General features: G+C 63.5%; 13 protein-coding genes. 7 read left to right on the top strand and 6 right to left on the bottom strand.

Annotated elements, in window-relative coordinates:
- Positions 1-40: 40 nt before the first annotated feature.
- Positions 41-1081 carry a dipeptidase gene (locus ACTJKE_RS24565; protein ID WP_440692693.1) on the bottom strand — a complete coding sequence of 347 codons (1041 nt, stop codon included), beginning with the start codon at positions 1079-1081 and terminating at the stop codon, positions 41-43.
- 244 nt (positions 1082-1325) lie between these two features.
- On the opposite strand from ACTJKE_RS24565, the gene ACTJKE_RS24560 reads away from it, so the two are divergent.
- Together ACTJKE_RS24560 and ACTJKE_RS24555 are read left to right on the top strand one after the other, a co-directional pair.
- Positions 1326-2846, top strand: coding sequence for a serine hydrolase domain-containing protein (locus ACTJKE_RS24560; protein WP_058327314.1), 1521 nt, complete (start codon positions 1326-1328; stop codon positions 2844-2846).
- A gap of 88 nt (positions 2847-2934) precedes the next feature.
- Entirely contained in the window at positions 2935-3834 is a 900-nt protein-coding gene (locus tag ACTJKE_RS24555; protein ID WP_058327315.1) for a LysR family transcriptional regulator, read from the top strand.
- 23 nt (positions 3835-3857) lie between these two features.
- On the opposite strand, the gene ACTJKE_RS24550 is transcribed toward ACTJKE_RS24555, so the two are convergent.
- From ACTJKE_RS24550 to ACTJKE_RS24540, 3 genes are all read right to left on the bottom strand, one after another.
- Complete coding sequence (locus tag ACTJKE_RS24550; protein ID WP_058327316.1) at positions 3858-4724, bottom strand: D-amino-acid transaminase; 867 nt, start codon at positions 4722-4724, stop codon at positions 3858-3860.
- A gap of 73 nt (positions 4725-4797) precedes the next feature.
- On the bottom strand, positions 4798-5856 hold the full coding sequence (locus ACTJKE_RS24545; RefSeq protein ID WP_058327317.1) for a DmpA family aminopeptidase: 1059 nt from the start codon (positions 5854-5856) through the stop codon (positions 4798-4800).
- Between the two features lie 204 nt (positions 5857-6060).
- Positions 6061-6999 (bottom strand): AraC family transcriptional regulator, encoded by a 939-nt coding sequence (locus ACTJKE_RS24540; protein WP_057255476.1) that lies wholly within the window; start codon positions 6997-6999, stop codon positions 6061-6063.
- A gap of 108 nt (positions 7000-7107) precedes the next feature.
- Between ACTJKE_RS24540 and ACTJKE_RS24535 the strand changes: the two genes are divergently transcribed.
- Positions 7108-8310, top strand: a complete 1203-nt coding sequence (locus ACTJKE_RS24535) for an MFS transporter (RefSeq protein ID WP_058327318.1) — start codon at positions 7108-7110, stop codon at positions 8308-8310.
- Between the two features lie 103 nt (positions 8311-8413).
- Here the strand turns inward: ACTJKE_RS24535 and ACTJKE_RS24530 are convergent, their stop codons facing one another.
- Positions 8414-9517: a DUF930 domain-containing protein gene (locus ACTJKE_RS24530; protein ID WP_063893349.1), complete on the bottom strand. Its 1104-nt coding sequence runs from the start codon at positions 9515-9517 to the stop codon at positions 8414-8416.
- Between the two features lie 322 nt (positions 9518-9839).
- Between ACTJKE_RS24530 and ACTJKE_RS24525 the strand changes: the two genes are divergently transcribed.
- The 4 genes from ACTJKE_RS24525 to ACTJKE_RS24510 all read left to right on the top strand — a co-directional run bounded on the left by ACTJKE_RS24525 (position 9840) and on the right by ACTJKE_RS24510 (position 14453).
- A complete protein-coding gene (locus ACTJKE_RS24525; RefSeq protein WP_058327320.1) occupies positions 9840-10883 on the top strand; it encodes an amino acid ABC transporter substrate-binding protein in 1044 nt (347 codons plus the stop codon).
- A 20-nt stretch (positions 10884-10903) separates the two neighbouring features.
- Positions 10904-12094, top strand: coding sequence for an amino acid ABC transporter permease (locus ACTJKE_RS24520; protein WP_058327354.1), 1191 nt, complete (start codon positions 10904-10906; stop codon positions 12092-12094).
- Entirely contained in the window at positions 12091-13164 is a 1074-nt protein-coding gene (locus tag ACTJKE_RS24515) for an amino acid ABC transporter permease (protein ID WP_058327321.1), read from the top strand. Before ACTJKE_RS24520 ends, ACTJKE_RS24515 begins: the two co-directional genes overlap by 4 nt.
- 80 nt (positions 13165-13244) lie before the next feature.
- Positions 13245-14453, top strand: a complete 1209-nt coding sequence (locus ACTJKE_RS24510) for a TIGR03862 family flavoprotein (RefSeq protein WP_440692691.1) — start codon at positions 13245-13247, stop codon at positions 14451-14453.
- A 71-nt stretch (positions 14454-14524) separates the two neighbouring features.
- Here ACTJKE_RS24510 and ACTJKE_RS24505 read toward each other — a convergent pair whose 3' ends face one another.
- Positions 14525-16339 carry an ABC transporter ATP-binding protein gene (locus ACTJKE_RS24505; protein WP_058327323.1) on the bottom strand — a complete coding sequence of 605 codons (1815 nt, stop codon included), beginning with the start codon at positions 16337-16339 and terminating at the stop codon, positions 14525-14527.
- Between the last annotated feature and the right edge of the window lie 259 nt (positions 16340-16598).

Raw genomic sequence — 16598 nt, 5'->3', positions numbered from 1 at the left:
AACGCTCGGCCGCTTGAGAACACGTGGCTCCGAATGGAACTCACGCGCCCCAGGTCGTCTCCAGCACGCGGAGCCAGTTGCCGTGGCAGATCTTGGCGAGCGCCGCCTCGTCATAGCCGCGTGTCCGCAGAAGGTCGACAAGCAGAGGCAGGTCGGCTGCGCTACGCATCGCAGCAGGGATGGCCGTACCGTCGAAGTCAGAGCCGAGTGCCACATGGTCAATACCGATACGCTCGACGATGTAGTCGATGTGGTCGACAAGGAGCGAGAGCGGCGTGTCCGTGTTCCTGGTCCCGTCGGCGCGCAGGAACAGCACGCCGAAATTGATACCCGCGAGCCCGCCGGTATCCTTGATCGCGTCGAGCTGACGGTCCGTCAGGTTGCGGCTGTGCGGGCAGAGCGCATGAACGTTGGAATGCGACGCCACCAGGGGCGCCTGCGACAGCGCGGCGATATCCCAGAAGCCCTGCTCGTTCATGTGCGAAAGATCGAGCATGATCTTCAGCTCGTTGCTGGCGCGCACCAGATCCTTGCCGGCCTCGCTGAGGCCCGGACCGATATCGGGCGAAGAGGGAAAACGGAAAGGGACGCCATAGGCAAAGATGTTCGGCCGGCTCCAGACGGGACCAAGCGTGCGCAGGCCGGCGGCATGGAGCACATAGAGCGCGTCGAGATCGGCGCCGACAGCCTCGATGCCTTCGATATGCAATACCGCAGCAAAGGGGCCCTTGGCCATGGCATCGCGGATATCGCCAGCACTGCGGCAAATCTTCAGCCGTCCCTCGGATTGCCGCTCGATCCGCATCAACAGGCTCGCCATACCGAGAGTAGCTTCGAGAGCGGTTTGCTGATCGGGCGTCGCAAAGTCGCCGCTGCCGTCCTTGGCCAGGCCCGGCGAAGCCACGTAGACGGCACAGAGACCGCCGGCAAGGCCACCCGTCTCCGCCTTGTCGAGATCGATGTGTCCGGTATCGGCGCCGTCGAGAAAGCGGCGTTCCGGCGCACCGCCCGGCGAACGCCAAAGCCGCGACAGCACGTCGTTATGTCCGTCAAAGACCGGGATTTTCGCTTGGGTCGCCAATTCTGGATCGCCTTCTCAACCTGTTGTCCTGTGCGCGACTCATAGATAGTCGCGGACGGACCATAGACATTGGGTGCGGGAACCGCACCATTTTTCCCTGCCGCCCTAACCCAATGCAGCCATGCCAGGCAAATGCAAACCGTGCATAGGCCCTGCCGGAATCGGAATTGGCAGCGCATGCGGCTGTCGTGCTTAGTCAGAAAACGCGCGCGGCAACACCCCGCGAACAGGACGGAGAATGGACATGACGAAGCCGGCATCGCTGGATTGGCAAGCCGCCGAAGCAACAGCGAGACGCCTGAGCGCACAATGGGCGGCGGACGAGCCGGGCGGCGCCGTCATCGGTTTCGACGGATCCGGAATCTGCTTTTCGCATGCGGCCGGCGTCGAGAGCCTCGCCACGTTTGCGCCGTTCGCGGTCGACAGCGTCGTGCGTTATGCATCCCTCACCAAACACGTCTTTTCGGCAATGGTGCTCGCGCACAGCGATCTGATAGGCCTCGACGATCCGCTCGGCCAACACCTTCCGGAATTGCGTTCGCCGCTTGCCGAAGTGACGGTTGGACAGGCGCTCGACATGAGCGGCGGCCTGCCGGATACCCGCGAATGCCTGTCGTTGCTTGGCCTTTCCGTCTACACGGAAACCAAGGCCGGAGCGCTGCTCGATTACATTTCGCGCCTTGAGCGGCTGAACTTCGCGGCAGGCACCGAGGTCTCCTATTCGAACACCGGCTACCGCCTCGTCGAAGCGGCGTTGGGGCGCAAGGGATTCGGTTTCGACGATTTCGTCCAGCGCGAGATCTCAACGCCGCTCGGCATCGCGCTGAAGGCGTCGGACGTCTGGAACGACCCGGTGGAGGACCTCGTTCCCGGCTATTGGCATTCGGGCAAAAGCTGGCAGCTTTCCGCCGCCGGTCTGCACATTTCCGCGTCGGGCAGCCTGACCGGCAGCGCCCGGGCGCTCGCCACCTGGCTACAGGCCCTGCTCGGCGACGAAGGTCGCTTCGCCGGTCTTCTGCAGAAATTGCAGGCGACCCGGTTTCTTGCCGACGGGCGACCGACGGGTTACGGCCTGGGCCTGCGCAAGTCCTGGCTCGGCCCGCGTGAATTCGTCGGCCACGGCGGCTCACACCCCGGCTACAAGACCTATTTCCTGCTCGATCCCGAAACGCGCGCCGGCTTCGTCATCGTTTCCAATCGCGAAGATACCAACGGTTACAAGATCGCGCTCGAAAGCATGGCAGCGCTCACCGGGCTCGCACTACCGGCTCCCGTGACCGATCTCGGCGACGGTCTCTATGTGACGGAAACCGGCCCCTGGTGGATCGAGATCAAGGGCAGCACCTGCACCTATCTCGATGCCGACGAGACGCTCTATGACGACGGCGAAGGCTGGGTCTCATCGCGCTCCGCCTCGTCGCCCCTAAGGCTTCACCGTGATGGTGCCACTCTAGTCAGCGAGGTCGGTCATGCTGCTAGACGTTTCCTCCCGGCAAAGACCGAAGGGCCCGTTCCCGCCTCGCTCTGCGGCGTCTGGCGCTCGAACGAAGACGCGGAATTCACGGTCGATAAAGGTACGGTGTTGATGGGCATCGGTCCGACGCGTCAGGCCCTTGCACTGACCGCACTCGGAAACGACCGCTTCCTGTTCACATTGAACGACGGTCCATGGGTGAAGCGCATCTGCCTGCATCTGCTTGGGCCTGACCGTCTCGAACTGGTGACAAGCCGCGCCCGGATGATCGAGTACCATCGGCGCGGCTGATTTTTCTTGATGGCGCTGCCGCACCGCCTAAAAGGAGGCTTTCTCGCCGCAGATGACGGCGGGAGCCGAGCTTTACGGGAGCGCGTCAGTGGAAATCAAATGGCTTGAGGACTTTCTGGCGCTCGCCAACACGCTGAATTTTTCCAAGGCGGCGGACGAGCGCCACGTGACGCAGTCGGCCTTCAGCCGCCGCATAAGACAATTGGAAGCGTGGCTGGGGGCAACGCTGGTCGATCGGGCGACCTATCCTTCGCGTTTGACCGAGGCGGGTGCGAAATTCGTTCCCGTGGCACAGGCGACGCTGAAGCAACTCTACCAGACCCGCCGCGACCTGCGGTTAGAGGAAGGGTCCGACGCCCGAACGATTACGCTGACGGCGTTGCACACGCTCTCCTTCACCTTCTTTCCGCAGTGGATGACCCCCATCAATGCCAGGGTCGGACCGCTGTTTTCGCGGCTTCGTCCGGATTCCGGCAGCATGGAGGAAAACCTCAACTCGCTCGTCGACGGCGAATGCGACTTCCTGCTCACCTACGCCCACACCCAGGTTCCGCACCTGCTCGACCCACAGGCCTTCGAGCATCGTGTGCTGGGACACGAGCGCATCCTTCCCGTCTCGGCCGCAAACAAAACAGGTGCGCCAAAGCACCTGCTCGAAGGCGGGGCGAAACCCTTCCCGCATCTGAGCTACGAGAAGTCGTCCTTCTTCGGCCAACTCCTCGACGAGCTGATCAGTCCCAATTTGCCGCCGGCGCAAAGGGTGCACGAAGGCAGCATGTCCGTGGGATTGAAGGCCATGGCCGAAGCCGGCTGGGGCATCGCCTGGGTTCCCGAGAGCCTGATGACGGACGAATTGGCAAGCGGCTCCCTGGTCCGGGCAGCCGAGCCTCGCTGGGACGTCAGCGTCGAAATCCGCCTCTATCGCGCCAGGGAGAACCGCCGCCCGATCGTCGGGCGTGTCTGGCAGAGCCTTGAGGCCATCGCCTAGGCGATAGCCCAGAACCGCGCCACCTAGATCGCCGTCCGCCGTGCGTGTTCCAGATAGAGTTCACGCAAGCGCTTGACGATCGGGCCCGGTGCGCCGGAGCCAACAGGCTTGCCGTCGATCCGGGTGATCGGTGCGACGAAATTCGAGGCGCTGGTCAGGCAGGCTTCGCGGGCGCTCAGCGCCTCGTCGAGCGTGAAGGGCCGTTCTTCTAGCGTCAGCCCCTGCTCGCGCGCCAGCGCCAGTGCGGCAAGCCGCGTGCAACCGGGCAAGGTCGCCTGGCTGTTGCCGCGGGTGACGATGCGATTGTCCTCGGTGATGATATAGGCGGTGGAGGAAGCGCCTTCGGTGACAAAGCCGTCTTCGATCATCCAGGCCTCGTCGCAGCCTTCGGCCTTGGCGATGCGCTTGGCGATCACCTGCGGCAGCAGGCACACGCTCTTGATGTCGCGGCGTGCCCAGCGCTGGTCGGGCACAGTCTTGATCGAAAGGCCTTTCTCCGTCGCAGCGACGCCCACCAGCGTCTTCTCCTGGGTGAAGAGCAGAAGCGTCGGCTTGATATCCTCCGAGAACAGGAAGTTCCGGTCTTCGGCGCCGCGGGTGAGCTGGAGATAGACGATGCCTTCGACAAGGTCGTTGTCTCGCACCAGCCGCTTTTCAATCGCGACGATCTCCTCGGTCGACACCGGCAGCAGCACGTCGATTTCACGCGCCGAACGTTCCAACCGGGCCATATGCGGCGCGCTGTCGATCAGCTTGCCGTCAAGAACAGCGGTCACCTCATAGATGCCATCGCCGAAGAGGAAGCCGCGATCGAAGATCGAGAGGCGCGCCTCGTTCTCCGGCAGAAACTCGCCGTTGAGATAGACTGTGCGAATGGGCGGCTGGGACATGTGGGCTCCATAAATATTAGGTTTGGTGTGCAGCCCTGGATCGCCACACCACTCGCGATCCATGGCGCAATGATCACTGCTCTCTCAAGTCGCGAAGCCTCTCGAGCGAGATCGCTTCGACCGTGCTTGGCTTGCCGTTCGCGGCGTTGAAGCCGTGCGTCGTTCGCGCCATGGTCAGCGAATTGAGGATTGCCTCCTCGGTTGCCCCGATGGCCGCCTCGAAGAGCGGCGACATCAGGTCGTTCGGAAGGTCCGGGTAATCCGCAATCGCTGCCCGCCGTGCCTTCGTTCGACGAACGGATGGCGCCGTCGAGAAGGCAAGCGCATAGTCGCCGGAGCCGTTGCTGAGTGCTGCCCCAGTGCGGGCAAGGCCGCCAAAGCCGCGCTCGGCGAGACGCTTGAGATTGCGCGCGGAGAGCGGCGCGTCGGTGGCGATTACGATGACGATGGACCCATCCCGGTCGTGTGCCGCCGGCGCATCATAGGCACGACCGCAGACGGTGAGCCGCCCGCCATAGTTGGATTGAACGAGCACCCCGAGCGTGAAGATTTCCCCGGCCGCCTTGACGCGGCGCGAACTGGTCCCGATGCCACCCTTGAGGCCAAAGGCCACCGTGCCGGCACCGGCGCCGACAGCCCCCTCCTCCACGGCACCAGTCTTCGCGGCGGCGAGGGCTGCACCGATCTCGTCGATGGTCGGGCGGCCGGCGCGAATGTCGTTGAGACGGGAATCGTTGGTCTCGCCGACGACAGCGTTCAGCGACACGACCTTCTCGTTGCCGGGTTGCGCCAGGGTCCAGCGGTTGATTGCCTCGATGGCCCGGCCGGTCGCGAGCGTATTGGTGAGAACGACGGGCGTTTCCAGCTCACCGAGCTCCTCGACCTGGGTGGATCCTGCGAACTTGCCAAAGCCGTTGAGCACCGCAAGCGCTGCGGGCACCTTGTCCTGAAACAGGTTGCCGCCATGCGGCAGGATGGCGGTCGCGCCGGTGCGGATGCGATCCCCCTCGACCACGGTGGCATGACCGACCGCGACGCCCTCGACATCGGTAATGGCATTCAACGGGCCGGGTTCATAGACGCCCGGCCGGAAGCCGAGGTCCCGAAGTCGCAAGCATTTGATATCTACCATTTTTCCCGTCATTTCCTTGCCCGTCGACCCGATCGCGAAACAGACGTTTCGTCGCGGGGCACCCTACCTTTATCGTTGGCAAAACGGCATCTCAAAAATGGAATAGTTTCATGAGTAGCCTGCAACGCCGGCGGATACATCGACGGGATCATGGCGCAAGGGCCGATCGCGCCGTCAAGTTCTGAGACAATGCAGCCCGGCAGGTCAGGACGCCAGATGATCCGGAGGCGACGTCAGGCTCCGGGAATGACTTGGCGGCGCACCCATGATCTTGCGGAAGGCGCGGCTGAACGAGGCCTCGGAATCATAGCCGAGCCGGTTGGCGACATGAGCCACGCGCTTTCCTTCGCGCAGCCACTGATGCGCCTGGTGCATGCGCATGCGCGCCACATAACGGGCGGGCGTCTCGCCGACCGTATCGGCAAAGCGCTGGGCAAAACCCGAGCGCGATGCGCCCATGAGCTTTGCCAGTTCCGGCACCGACCAGTCCTTGGTCGGATCGAGATGGATGGCGGCAAGAACGCGACCGACCTCCGGATGGCGGACCGCGGCCAGCCAGCCGGTCGCGGTGCCGCAGCCATGTTCTACCCAAGCACGGATGATCGTTGCGGTCAGCACGTCGGCAAGCCGCGCCAGGATGCCGCCGGAACCTACGCGCTGCATCGCCGCCTCGCGCGTCATGGTGTCGAGCAGCGATGGGATCGACGGTTCGCTCGACGCGAGATCGCTCGTGCGCATGACGGACGGCATCAGCTGGAGGAGAGGATGCAGTCGGTCGACGTTGAACTGCATGACCGCGAAGAACAGAAGGTTCTGGCTGTCCGAATTGGGACATTGCACATCGACGATGCCGTCGCAAAGCTGCCGTTTCGGCAGATCGCGGATCGAGATCGCCGGCAGCCCCGGCTTGCTGGCAAGCACATGCGCGTCGCCCCGCGGCAGCAACACGGCATCGCCCGGCGTCAGCTCCATCCAGGCGCCGTCGGGCGTTTGCAGATGGGCGGAACCGGATGCGAGAAAATGAAAACGCGCAGGTTCCTGCGCGGGATAGGAGGTTGCCCATGGCGCACAGGGCTGGCAACGCCCATATTCCACTCCGTCGAGCCTCAGGCCGCGCAGAATCTCGGTTAGCGCATCGCTCATCTCTCATCCCATCTTTGGATAATCGGCACAGTGTTTTGGATTTTCTAGCATAGAAACTCCAACACGCCATGCATATTTTCATCGCCACATGCAATGGAGATGAAAGTCATGGATGGTAATGTCGCCAAGCCCACGGGACATGCGGATGAGCGAGAAAAGCCCTTGTGGGCGGCCGTCGTGTCCCTGTCGCTTGGGGTTTTTGGCTTGGTCACGGCGGAATTTCTGCCGGCAAGTCTTCTGACGCCGATGTCCGCCGATCTCGGCGTCACCGTCGGCGCGGCCGGTCAGTCAGTCACCACCACGGCCGTCGTCGCGGCCATCGCCGGTCCGGCGATCGTCGTCTACACCGGGCGCTTCGACCGGCGGAACGTCCTTCTGACCCTGACCGCCCTTCTGGTGATTTCGAGCCTGATCGCTGGTTTTGCCTCAAGTCTTCCGATGCTGCTTGTCGCGCGCTTGCTGCTCGGCATCGGGCTCGGCGGCTTCTGGGCGCTGTCGCTGGCGCTCGCCATGCGGCTCGTTCCCGCCCGGCTGATGCCGCGGGCGATGGCGATCATCATGTCGGGTGTGTCGATCGCGACGGTCTGCGCGGCCCCGGTCGGCGCCTGGATCGGCGCGACGCTCGGCTGGCGTTATGCCTTCCTGCTCGCTGCCGCCGTCGGCATCGTTACGTTCATCGTGCAGGCGCTGACGGTTCCCCGCCTTCCGCCTGTCGGGACGACCGGCCTCAACACGATCCTCAACGTACTGAAGCGTCCGGCGATCCGGCTCGGCCTTGCGACGATCCTCTTGGTCGTCACGGGTCACTTTGCCGGCTTCACCTATGTTCGCCCGTTCCTTGAGCAGGTGCCGCAGTTCGGTGTCGAGGCGATCACGGCGATCCTGCTCGCCTTCGGTATCGGCGGATTCTTCGGCAATATTGCCGGCGGGTTCCTGGCCGAGCGCAGCACGCGGCTGTCGATGATGTCGGCCGCAGCCGGCGTCGCTGTCACCACTCTGACGCTGGCGCTTGCCGGCGTACTGCCCGCCGTCGCCATTGTTGCCACGGCCGCCTGGGGCTTCGCGTTCGGCGCGCTGCCGGTCAGTGTGCAATCGTTCCTGAGCCGCGCCGCCGGCGACGAGGCCGAAGGTGCGGGAGCAGCAACGCTCACGACGTTCCAGATCGCCATTTCCACAGGCGCGATCCTCGGCGGCCTTCTCGTCGAACTTCAGGGACCCGCAGGCGTCTTCCTTTTCGCCGCGGTCGCAGCAATGCTCGGCACGTCGCTGGTCTCCGTCTATCGCGAACGGACGCTGCAGGCTGCGGAGTAGCCGACCAAGATCAGGGCGGGAGTGGCAACTCGCACCTGCGCCTGCCGGGCCTTAAGGGGTTCGGCAGGCAAGAAAAGTCAACATCCGGATCCGCTCTGGAGTATCAGTTCCCGGGAAGACGACGCTCCCTCCAGCTTGTCTTCGGCACCGCGTCGCCAATGGCGATGCTGAAGGAGGTCACTTCCGTCGCCTCTTCATTGACGACGCATTTGAAATCGACGTCGTACCAATTCGCTTTGCTCTGATAGGCTCCGCCGCTCGCGTCCATCCGGTTCTTCGAGATGAAGCCGCCTTTCGGTCCGAAGGGCACCAGCCCTTCCGGCGGGGTATCCGGTCGTTGGCTGCGGATCTGCTCCAGCGCCTCGAGATTGCACAGTTGCAGGATGCGCCTCTTGACCGGCAGGTTGATCAGCGCCTGTTTCACCCGCGGGTCAGCAATCGACTTTGCCGAGTACAGTTCTTTTGCTTCGGTCATCTTGCTCGGAACCGGCTTGAGTTCGACCTTTGCCGCAGCATCGGCCGGCTTTGCCTTTGCGGTCTCCTGTTCCGACTTGACCTCCTGCGGCTTGGCCTGAGGCGTTTCTTTTGGCTCAGGCTTCGCCTCGGCCACCGTCGAGGCGGCTTTTTCATCCGCCTTCTGTGTGGCGTTCTCGGATGACTTTGCGGGCACAGCCAGAGCCGACAGGGGTTTCGGCTCTTTCACCGGTTCCTTCTTCTCCGCCGGGGGCACCTTTGGCGGCTCGTCCGCTGGCTTTGCCTTGTCGTCCACAGCCTTTGCCGGCTCGGACGTTTCGGTCTTTTTTACCGTGTCCCGTGCAGCCGGCGGCAGCTCGGCCTCCTTGTTGTCCTGCTTGGTTTTGGCCATGGCGGAGGCGAAGGACTGCGGCAACTGCTGCGCCGGCCTGGGTTCCGGCTTCGACTTCGGCTCTGGCTTCGGTTGGGGCTTGGGCTTGGCTTGCGGCTTCGGTTGCTCGGCCTTCTTCTCTTCGCCCTTTTTCGTCCCTGCCTTCTTCTGTTCGGCCTTTTTCTCCTCCTTCGCCTCAGGGGGAGGAACGAGCTCAACGTTGACGGTCTGCTCTTTCGGAGGTTTCGGCAGTTCGAGCGGCAGATCGAACAACAGCAGAAAAACGACGATGAGATGCAGGGCGACCGATGTCGGCGCGCCCCATCCTACCCGTTTCCACCATTTTTCCGCAAAGAGCCGCATCGCCAACGAGATAAACCAATCGATCGGCGGAACCTAGGAACTTCCGCTGATCTCAACAAGAGGTACAGCCCTGGAGTGCACCGGGAGGCCCGGTCGCGCAGCTTCAGGCGAGCGGACCGCGCCGCCACGCGCGCAAGCCAACCACCCGCTTGTCAAAAACGTTCCCGGCGAAAACGAGGCGGCGAAATTTGTTTCGGGCCGCGCGTCAATTTCGCACAAAAATACCTATTATATAATTTCTATAGATTTAATTATTTCAGCATGCATCGGGCGCTTCTGCCGTGGATGCGCAGTGACATTCCTTTATGGCTTGGGGGCCTTCATGCAGCGACATTTCACTCACCGAAAACTTTTCACAAAAGCCTTTGCCGCGACGGCAGCGCTGGCGGCCGGCCTCATCGCCACGTCAGCGCTTGCCGGCGAAACGCTCGACCAGATCAAGGCGCGCGGCGTGATCAAGGTCGGCGTCGGTACCACGCCGGGTTTCTTCTCGCCCGATAGCAGCGGCCGCTGGCAGGGCTTCTTCGTCGATTTCGGCCGCGCCATCGCGATCACCGTCTTCAACGACGCCGAAAAGGTCGAGTTCACCAACTCCTCGCCGCAGCAGCGCCTGCCGGCGCTGCAGTCCGGAGAGTTCGACATCCTGCTTTCGGGCGTGACCCAGACCGTCAGCCGCGCCTTCAAGCTTGGCTTCCATTTCGGTCCCGTCGTTTTCTACGATGGCCAGGGCCTGCTGGTTCGCAAGGATCTTGGCGTCAGCAAGGGCGAGGAACTCGACGGCGCGACCATCGGCGTCCAGAGCGGCACGACCGGCGAGCTCAACATCGCCGACTTCTTCCGCAAGACGGGCAAGGCCTTCACGCCGGTCACGATCGAAGAAACCGGCGAGTTCCTGAAGGCGCTCGACAGCGGCCGTGTCGATGCGCTCACCCAGGACGCGACCGACCTTGCCGCTAAGCGCACGCAGCTTTCGAAGCCCGACGATTACGTGCTTCTGCCGGAGCGTCTGTCGAAGGAACCGCTGGCGCCGGCAATTCGCGCCGGTGACGACCAGTGGCTCGAAATCGTCAACTGGACCGTCTATGCGACGATCCAGGCCGAGGAATTCGGCATCACCAAGGACAACGTCGACACGTTCCTGAAGAGCGAAGACCCCGCGATCAAGCGCTTCCTCGGCGTCGATCCCTCGCTTGGGGAAGCGATCGGCCTTGATCCGAAGTTCGCCTACAACATCATCAAGACCGTCGGCAATTACGGCGAAATCTTCGAGCGCAACGTCGGCAAGGGCACGGCCCTTAACTTCGAACGCGGCTACAACCAGCCTTGGACCGCGGGCGGCCTCCTCTACTCGCCGCCGTTCCGCTGAGCCGCTTCATGGTTTTTCCCATGACACGCCATAGCCGACCGGGCCCTTCGGGGCCCGGACCTGTCTCGCGGCTGCGCACCTGGATCGGGCCGCTGCCACTGCTGCAAGGCCTGCTTTTCGTCGTCGTGCTCCTGCTCTTCGCATTCCTGGGCCAGAACACCGCCGACAGCATGCACCGCATGGGGCTGACGCCGGGCTTCGCCTTTCTCTCTCACCAGGCGAACTTCGAGATCGGCGAGAGTCTGCTCTCCTATTCCGCCGGCGACAGCTATGCCCGCGCGCTTGGCGCCGGCATTGCCAACACGATCAAGGTCGCGGTCGTCGGCTGCCTGCTTGCAACCGTGCTCGGCGTTGCGCTCGGCATCGCGCGACTCTCGGGCAACCTGCTGCTGGCCAGCTTCGTTCACTCCTATGTCGAGCTTTTGCGCAACACGCCGTTGTTGCTACAACTCTTCCTGTGGAGCGCCATCATCCACGCGCTGCCGCCGCCGCGCGGCGCCTATTCTTTCCTCGGCAGCATCTATCTCAGCAATCGTGGCGTCTATCTTCCCTCGCTCTCGGTCGAAGGCTTGCCAGCGGTGGTCTGGCTTTCGGTGGTGGTGCTGGCTGTCCTCGCCGCGCTCGTCCTGTGCCGTCGCCTGTTTGCAGGCTCAGCCTTCTATCTGCCGAAGTCGGCCGGTGCTGCGCTCGGGGCGCTTGCCCTCTGCTACCTCACCCTCACCTCCCTAGGTTTCGCGGCCTCTGTCGAAATCCCCGCCAAGGGCGGCTTCAACATTCGCGGCGGCCTGTCGCTGACACCCGAGTTCGCAGCCCTGCTGATCGGCCTCGTCGTCAATGCCTCGGCCTCGATCTCCGAGATCGTGCGCAGCGGCATCCAGTCGGTAAAATCGGGTCAATGGGAGGCGGCCCGAGCGCTCGGGCTGAAACCCGCTCAGATCCTGCGCCTCGTCGTGCTGCCGCAGGCGCTTCGGGTGATTACGCCGCTAATGATTTCCAGCTTCCTGGATCTGACCAAGAATTCAAGCCTCGCGGTCGCGATCGGCTACCCGGACCTCGTCAGCGTCGCCAACACGACGGCGAATACGACAGGACAGGCGCTGGAGGCGATCATTATCATCGCCGCCGTCTACCTGACCATCAGCCTTGCGGTTTCGGCCGTCATGAACCTCTACAACCGCCGCGTGGTTCTGCGCGAGGAAGGAAAGCGATGAGCCAGATCGAACTTGCGCCGCCCGTCGCGCCCGACTGGCACCGTTGGCGCGACGGCCTCTTCAGCGGCTGGGCCAATGGCCTCGTCACGCTTGCCACGCTCGCGGCGATGCTCTGGCTCGCACTTCCCTTTTTCCGCTGGGCCGTCGTCGATGCCGTGTGGTCCGGCACGTCGGCCGATTGCGCAACAGAGACGGCCGGCGCCTGCTGGGCCTTCGTCGGTGCCAAGTTTCGATTCATGCTCTTCGCCTTCTTTCCGCCCCCGCTGCAATGGCGACCGGCGTTGGTGCTCACTCTCATCACGGCGCTGCTCACGGTCTCTGCCCTTCCCCGCTTCTGGAGCTTCCGCCTGGTACCGGTCTGGCTGCTGGCCCTTGTCGTGATCTGGCTGCTGATGGCGGGCACAGCCGGCATGGAACCGGTGTCGACCAATCATTGGGGCGGATTGCCGATCACGCTCACCGTCTCGATCGCCGGCCTCGCCTTCGCCTTCCCGATCGCGCTGCTGCTGGCGCTTGCCCGCCAATCGGACATGGGCATCGTGCGGTGCCTGGCAATTGCCTTCATCGAGGTGCTACGCGGCGTGCCGATGATCGCCGTTCTCTATGTGGCCATGCTGATCGTGCCGATGGCGCTGCCAAGCGGTGCTGCCATCGACAAGCTGCTGCGCGCCCAGATCGGCGTTACCCTGTTCTTCTCGGCTTATCTCGCCGAAGTCATCCGCGCCGGCCTGCAGGTGATCCCCTCCGGGCAGAAGGAGGCGGCCTTATCCCTTGGCCTCAGCCGGATCCAGATGCTGCGGCTGGTCGTGCTGCCGCAGGCGCTCACTGCCGTCATCCCGGCAATCGTCAACCTCTCGATCGGCATCGTGCTCAACACCTCGCTGCTCGCCGTCATCGGCATCTACGATCTGCTGAACGCGGCCAAGACTTCGGCGACCGACCCGACCTGGCTCGGCTTCTACAGCGAGGCCTATATCTTTGCGGCGCTGGTCTATTTCGCAATCTGCTTCACCGGTTCGCGCTACAGCCTCTGGCTCGAGCGGAAGCTCAACGGTTCCAATCGCCGCTGAGCGCACGTCGCGCGGGGTTGCGCGCCGCGCGCCGCCGGGCCAAGAGTGCGGCGACATGGAATCTGTGACCGGGCAAGCGCATGGGACAAAAGAACATCGCCATTGTGGGCGGCGGGCCAAGCGGGCTGATGGCGGCGGAGGTGTTGGCGGAGCGCGGCCACGCGATCACCGTCTACGACAGCATGCCGACCGTCGCGCGCAAGTTCCTGCTCGCCGGCAAGTCGGGCCTGAACATTACCCATGCCGAACCCTACGCCGTCTTTGCCGAACGTTTCGGTGACGCGTCGCCGCGGCTGCGCGCGGCGCTTGATGCCTTCACGCCCGATGATATCAGGCGATGGGCGGCGGTGCTGGGAACCGCGACCTTCGTCGGCTCGTCGGGACGTGTCTTTCCCGAGGTCATGAAGGCGTCGCCGTTGCTGCGCGCCTGGTTGAAATCGCTGGAAGGTCGTGGGGTCCGGACCCTGACCCGACATCGTTGGACAGGCTTTGAGGGCAACGAACTCGCCTTCGACACACCTGATGGCAAAAAGCTTGTGAGTGCCGATGCGACATTGCTCGCACTCGGCGGCGCGAGCTATCCCCGCCTCGGATCTGATGCCGCCTGGGTTCCCTGGTTGGACGTGCGGGACGTGGCCGTCGCCAGTTTCCAACCCGCCAATAGCGGCTTCGACGTCGACTGGAGCGAAACCTTCCGCGACCGCTTCTCGGGTGCCGCCCTCAAGGGTGTCACCGCCACATCCGCGGCCGGGACGGTTCCTGGTGAATTCGTCGTTTCGAGGAACGGCATCGAAGGCAGCCTTGTCTACGCCCATGCGGCCGCCCTCAGAGATCGGCTGGCGCGCGGCGAAGAGGCCGACCTGGTGGTCGATCTCACGCCGGGGAGAAGCGTTGCGAGACTGGAAAAGGACCTTGGCCGCCTCGACAGCAAGACCAGCTTCTCAAACCGCCTGCGCAAGGGAGCCGGGCTCGAAGGCGTGAAGGCCTCCCTGTTGCGCGAACTGGCGCCCGGAGCCGCCCGGATGGGTCCACCTGATCTCGCTGCCTTGATCAGGGCGCTGCCGATACCGCTGTTGCGCCCGCGGCCGATCGCCGAAGCTATCTCTTCGGCAGGCGGAGTTCAGTGGGATTCGATCGACGAAAGCTACATGCTGAAGGCACTGCCCGGCACCTTCGTTGCGGGAGAGATGATCGACTGGGAAGCGCCGACCGGGGGCTATTTGCTGACCGCCTGCTTCGCCACCGGCCGTGCCGCCGCCCGCGGCATCGACCGCTGGCTCAGCCGATAGATCGATAGATTTTCGCCGCACCCGGCAAAGGCGCGGCGAAAGGACTTGGAGGTGCCTCCAAAAGAGGCGGCTTACTGGTCGTTCAACACCAGACCCTTGGTCAGTTCCAGCGCCTGGCGCTCGAAGAGACCGCGGTAGATGCCGCCGTCGAGACGGATCAGCGCGTCATGCGTGCCCTCTTCGGCGATCCGACCATGATCGAACACCAGCAGCCGGTCGAGCGCCCGCACCGTCGACAGGCGGTGCGCGATCACCAAAGTCGTGCGCCCGAGCATCAGCCGCTCCATCGCCTGCTGGATCAAGACCTCCGATTCCGAATCAAGGCTCGAGGTCGCCTCGTCCAGGATCAGGATCGGTGCATCCGCCAGGAACGCACGGGCGATGGCGATGCGCTGCCGCTCGCCCCCCGAGAGCTTTACCCCGCGTTCGCCCACCAACGTGCCGTAGCCCTTCGGCAGGGACGTGATGAAGTCGTGGGCGCTCGCGAGCTTCGCCGCCTTCTCGATCTCGCTCTGCGTGGCGTCCGGTCGCGCATAGGCGATATTCTCCGCCAGAGAGCGATGGAACAGGATTGGCTCCTGCTGGACGATCGCGATCTGCTGACGCAGCGACGTCTGCGCCACCGAAGCGATGTCCTGACCGTCGATCCGGATCTGCCCGGATTTCAGGTCGTGCAGACGCTGGATCAGCTTGACGAAGGTCGTCTTGCCCGAGCCCGAATGCCCGACGAGACCGACACGTTCGCCCTCCCGGATCGTCACCGAGAACCGGTCGTAGAGCGGCTTGCGGTGCGCACCGTAGTGGAACGTCACATCCTTGAACTCGATGCGGCCATCGGTGATCCGGATCGGCTTGGCGTCCGCCTTGTCCTCGATACCGAGCGGCTGGCCATGGATGTCGACGAGCTCCTCCATGTCGTTGATCGAGCGCTGCAAGTTGCGGATGTGCTGCCCGACTTCACGCAGGTAGCCCTGCAGGATGAAGAACGAGGTGAGCACGAAGGTGATGTCACCGGCCGTTGCCTGCCCGCGCGACCACAACAGGAGCGCAAAGCCGATCACCGCCGCGCGCAAGACGAGCAGCATGGCTCCCTGTGTCGTGCCGTTGGTCGTGCCGCGTATCCAGGTTCTGCGCGTGCGGTCCCGCCACTTGGCAAGAACCTTGGCGAGGCGGGCATCCTCCCGGCCTTCGGCACCGAAACCCTTGACGACGATGTTGCAGCTGACTGCATCCGCGAGCGCACCGCCGAGCTTCGTGTCCCATCGGTTGGCAAGGCTTGCCATCGGCGCGACATAGCCGAGCGACAGGAGGATCGTCACGACGATGAAGACGATCGAACCGATACCGATGATGACACCCATCATCGGCCAGTAGAACGACATCAGCACCGTCGAGCCGACGAGCATTACGACGGACGGGAACAGGGCCACAAGCAAGGTGTCGTTCAACAGATCGAGCGCCCACATGCCGCGCGTCACCTTGCGCACCGTCGAACCGGCAAAGCTGTTGGCGTGCCAGTCGGTCGAGAAGCGCTGGATGCGGTAGAAGGCGGCAGACGCGATGTCGGCCATCATCTTGAGCGTCAGATCGGTGACGCCCAGGAAGGTGAAGTGCCTGAGTATGATCGCGCCGAGCGAGAGCGCCATCAGCATCCAGAAGGCAGCAAGTGCCGCATTCCAGGCAAGCTGATCGGCTGCCGCACCGGAGACGACGGCGTCGACAAGCCGGCCGGAATAGAGCGGCGTCAGGACGTCGGCGAGCGTTGACAGCAGAACCATGCCAAGGATGACACTGATCCGCAGCGGCTGCCGCTTCCAATGGACCCAAGTGAAACCAAGAACGCTGCGGAACGCACCGCCGCGCAGATCGAAACGAGTAAAAGCCATAACGATTGCCCGATGCCCATGCATCGGCCTCAAAACTGATTCAAAACGGAGTATGCCGAAAAAAGGAACCCAGCTTCCGATGCGGCATCATTGGTTTGGCAGCGTCCTCCGGGGAGGAAGGGCCAAGGTCAGCGAGACGAACTCCGACCTGGAAAAGACGGAAAGGCGAAAGTGCCCTTCTGCGTCCAGCTCAGAACTGTACGCCGCCCCGTAGGGAGAAAGAAAAAGCTGGCATCTTTTAAAACCTCCCTGATTGGTT

This window comes from Ensifer sp. 22521 (assembly GCF_052044795.1).
In the GTDB taxonomy this organism is placed as follows: Bacteria; Pseudomonadota; Alphaproteobacteria; order Rhizobiales; family Rhizobiaceae; genus Ensifer.
The sequence above is the reverse complement of the archived record's forward strand: the minus strand, read 5'-3'. Positions and strand labels throughout refer to the sequence as shown.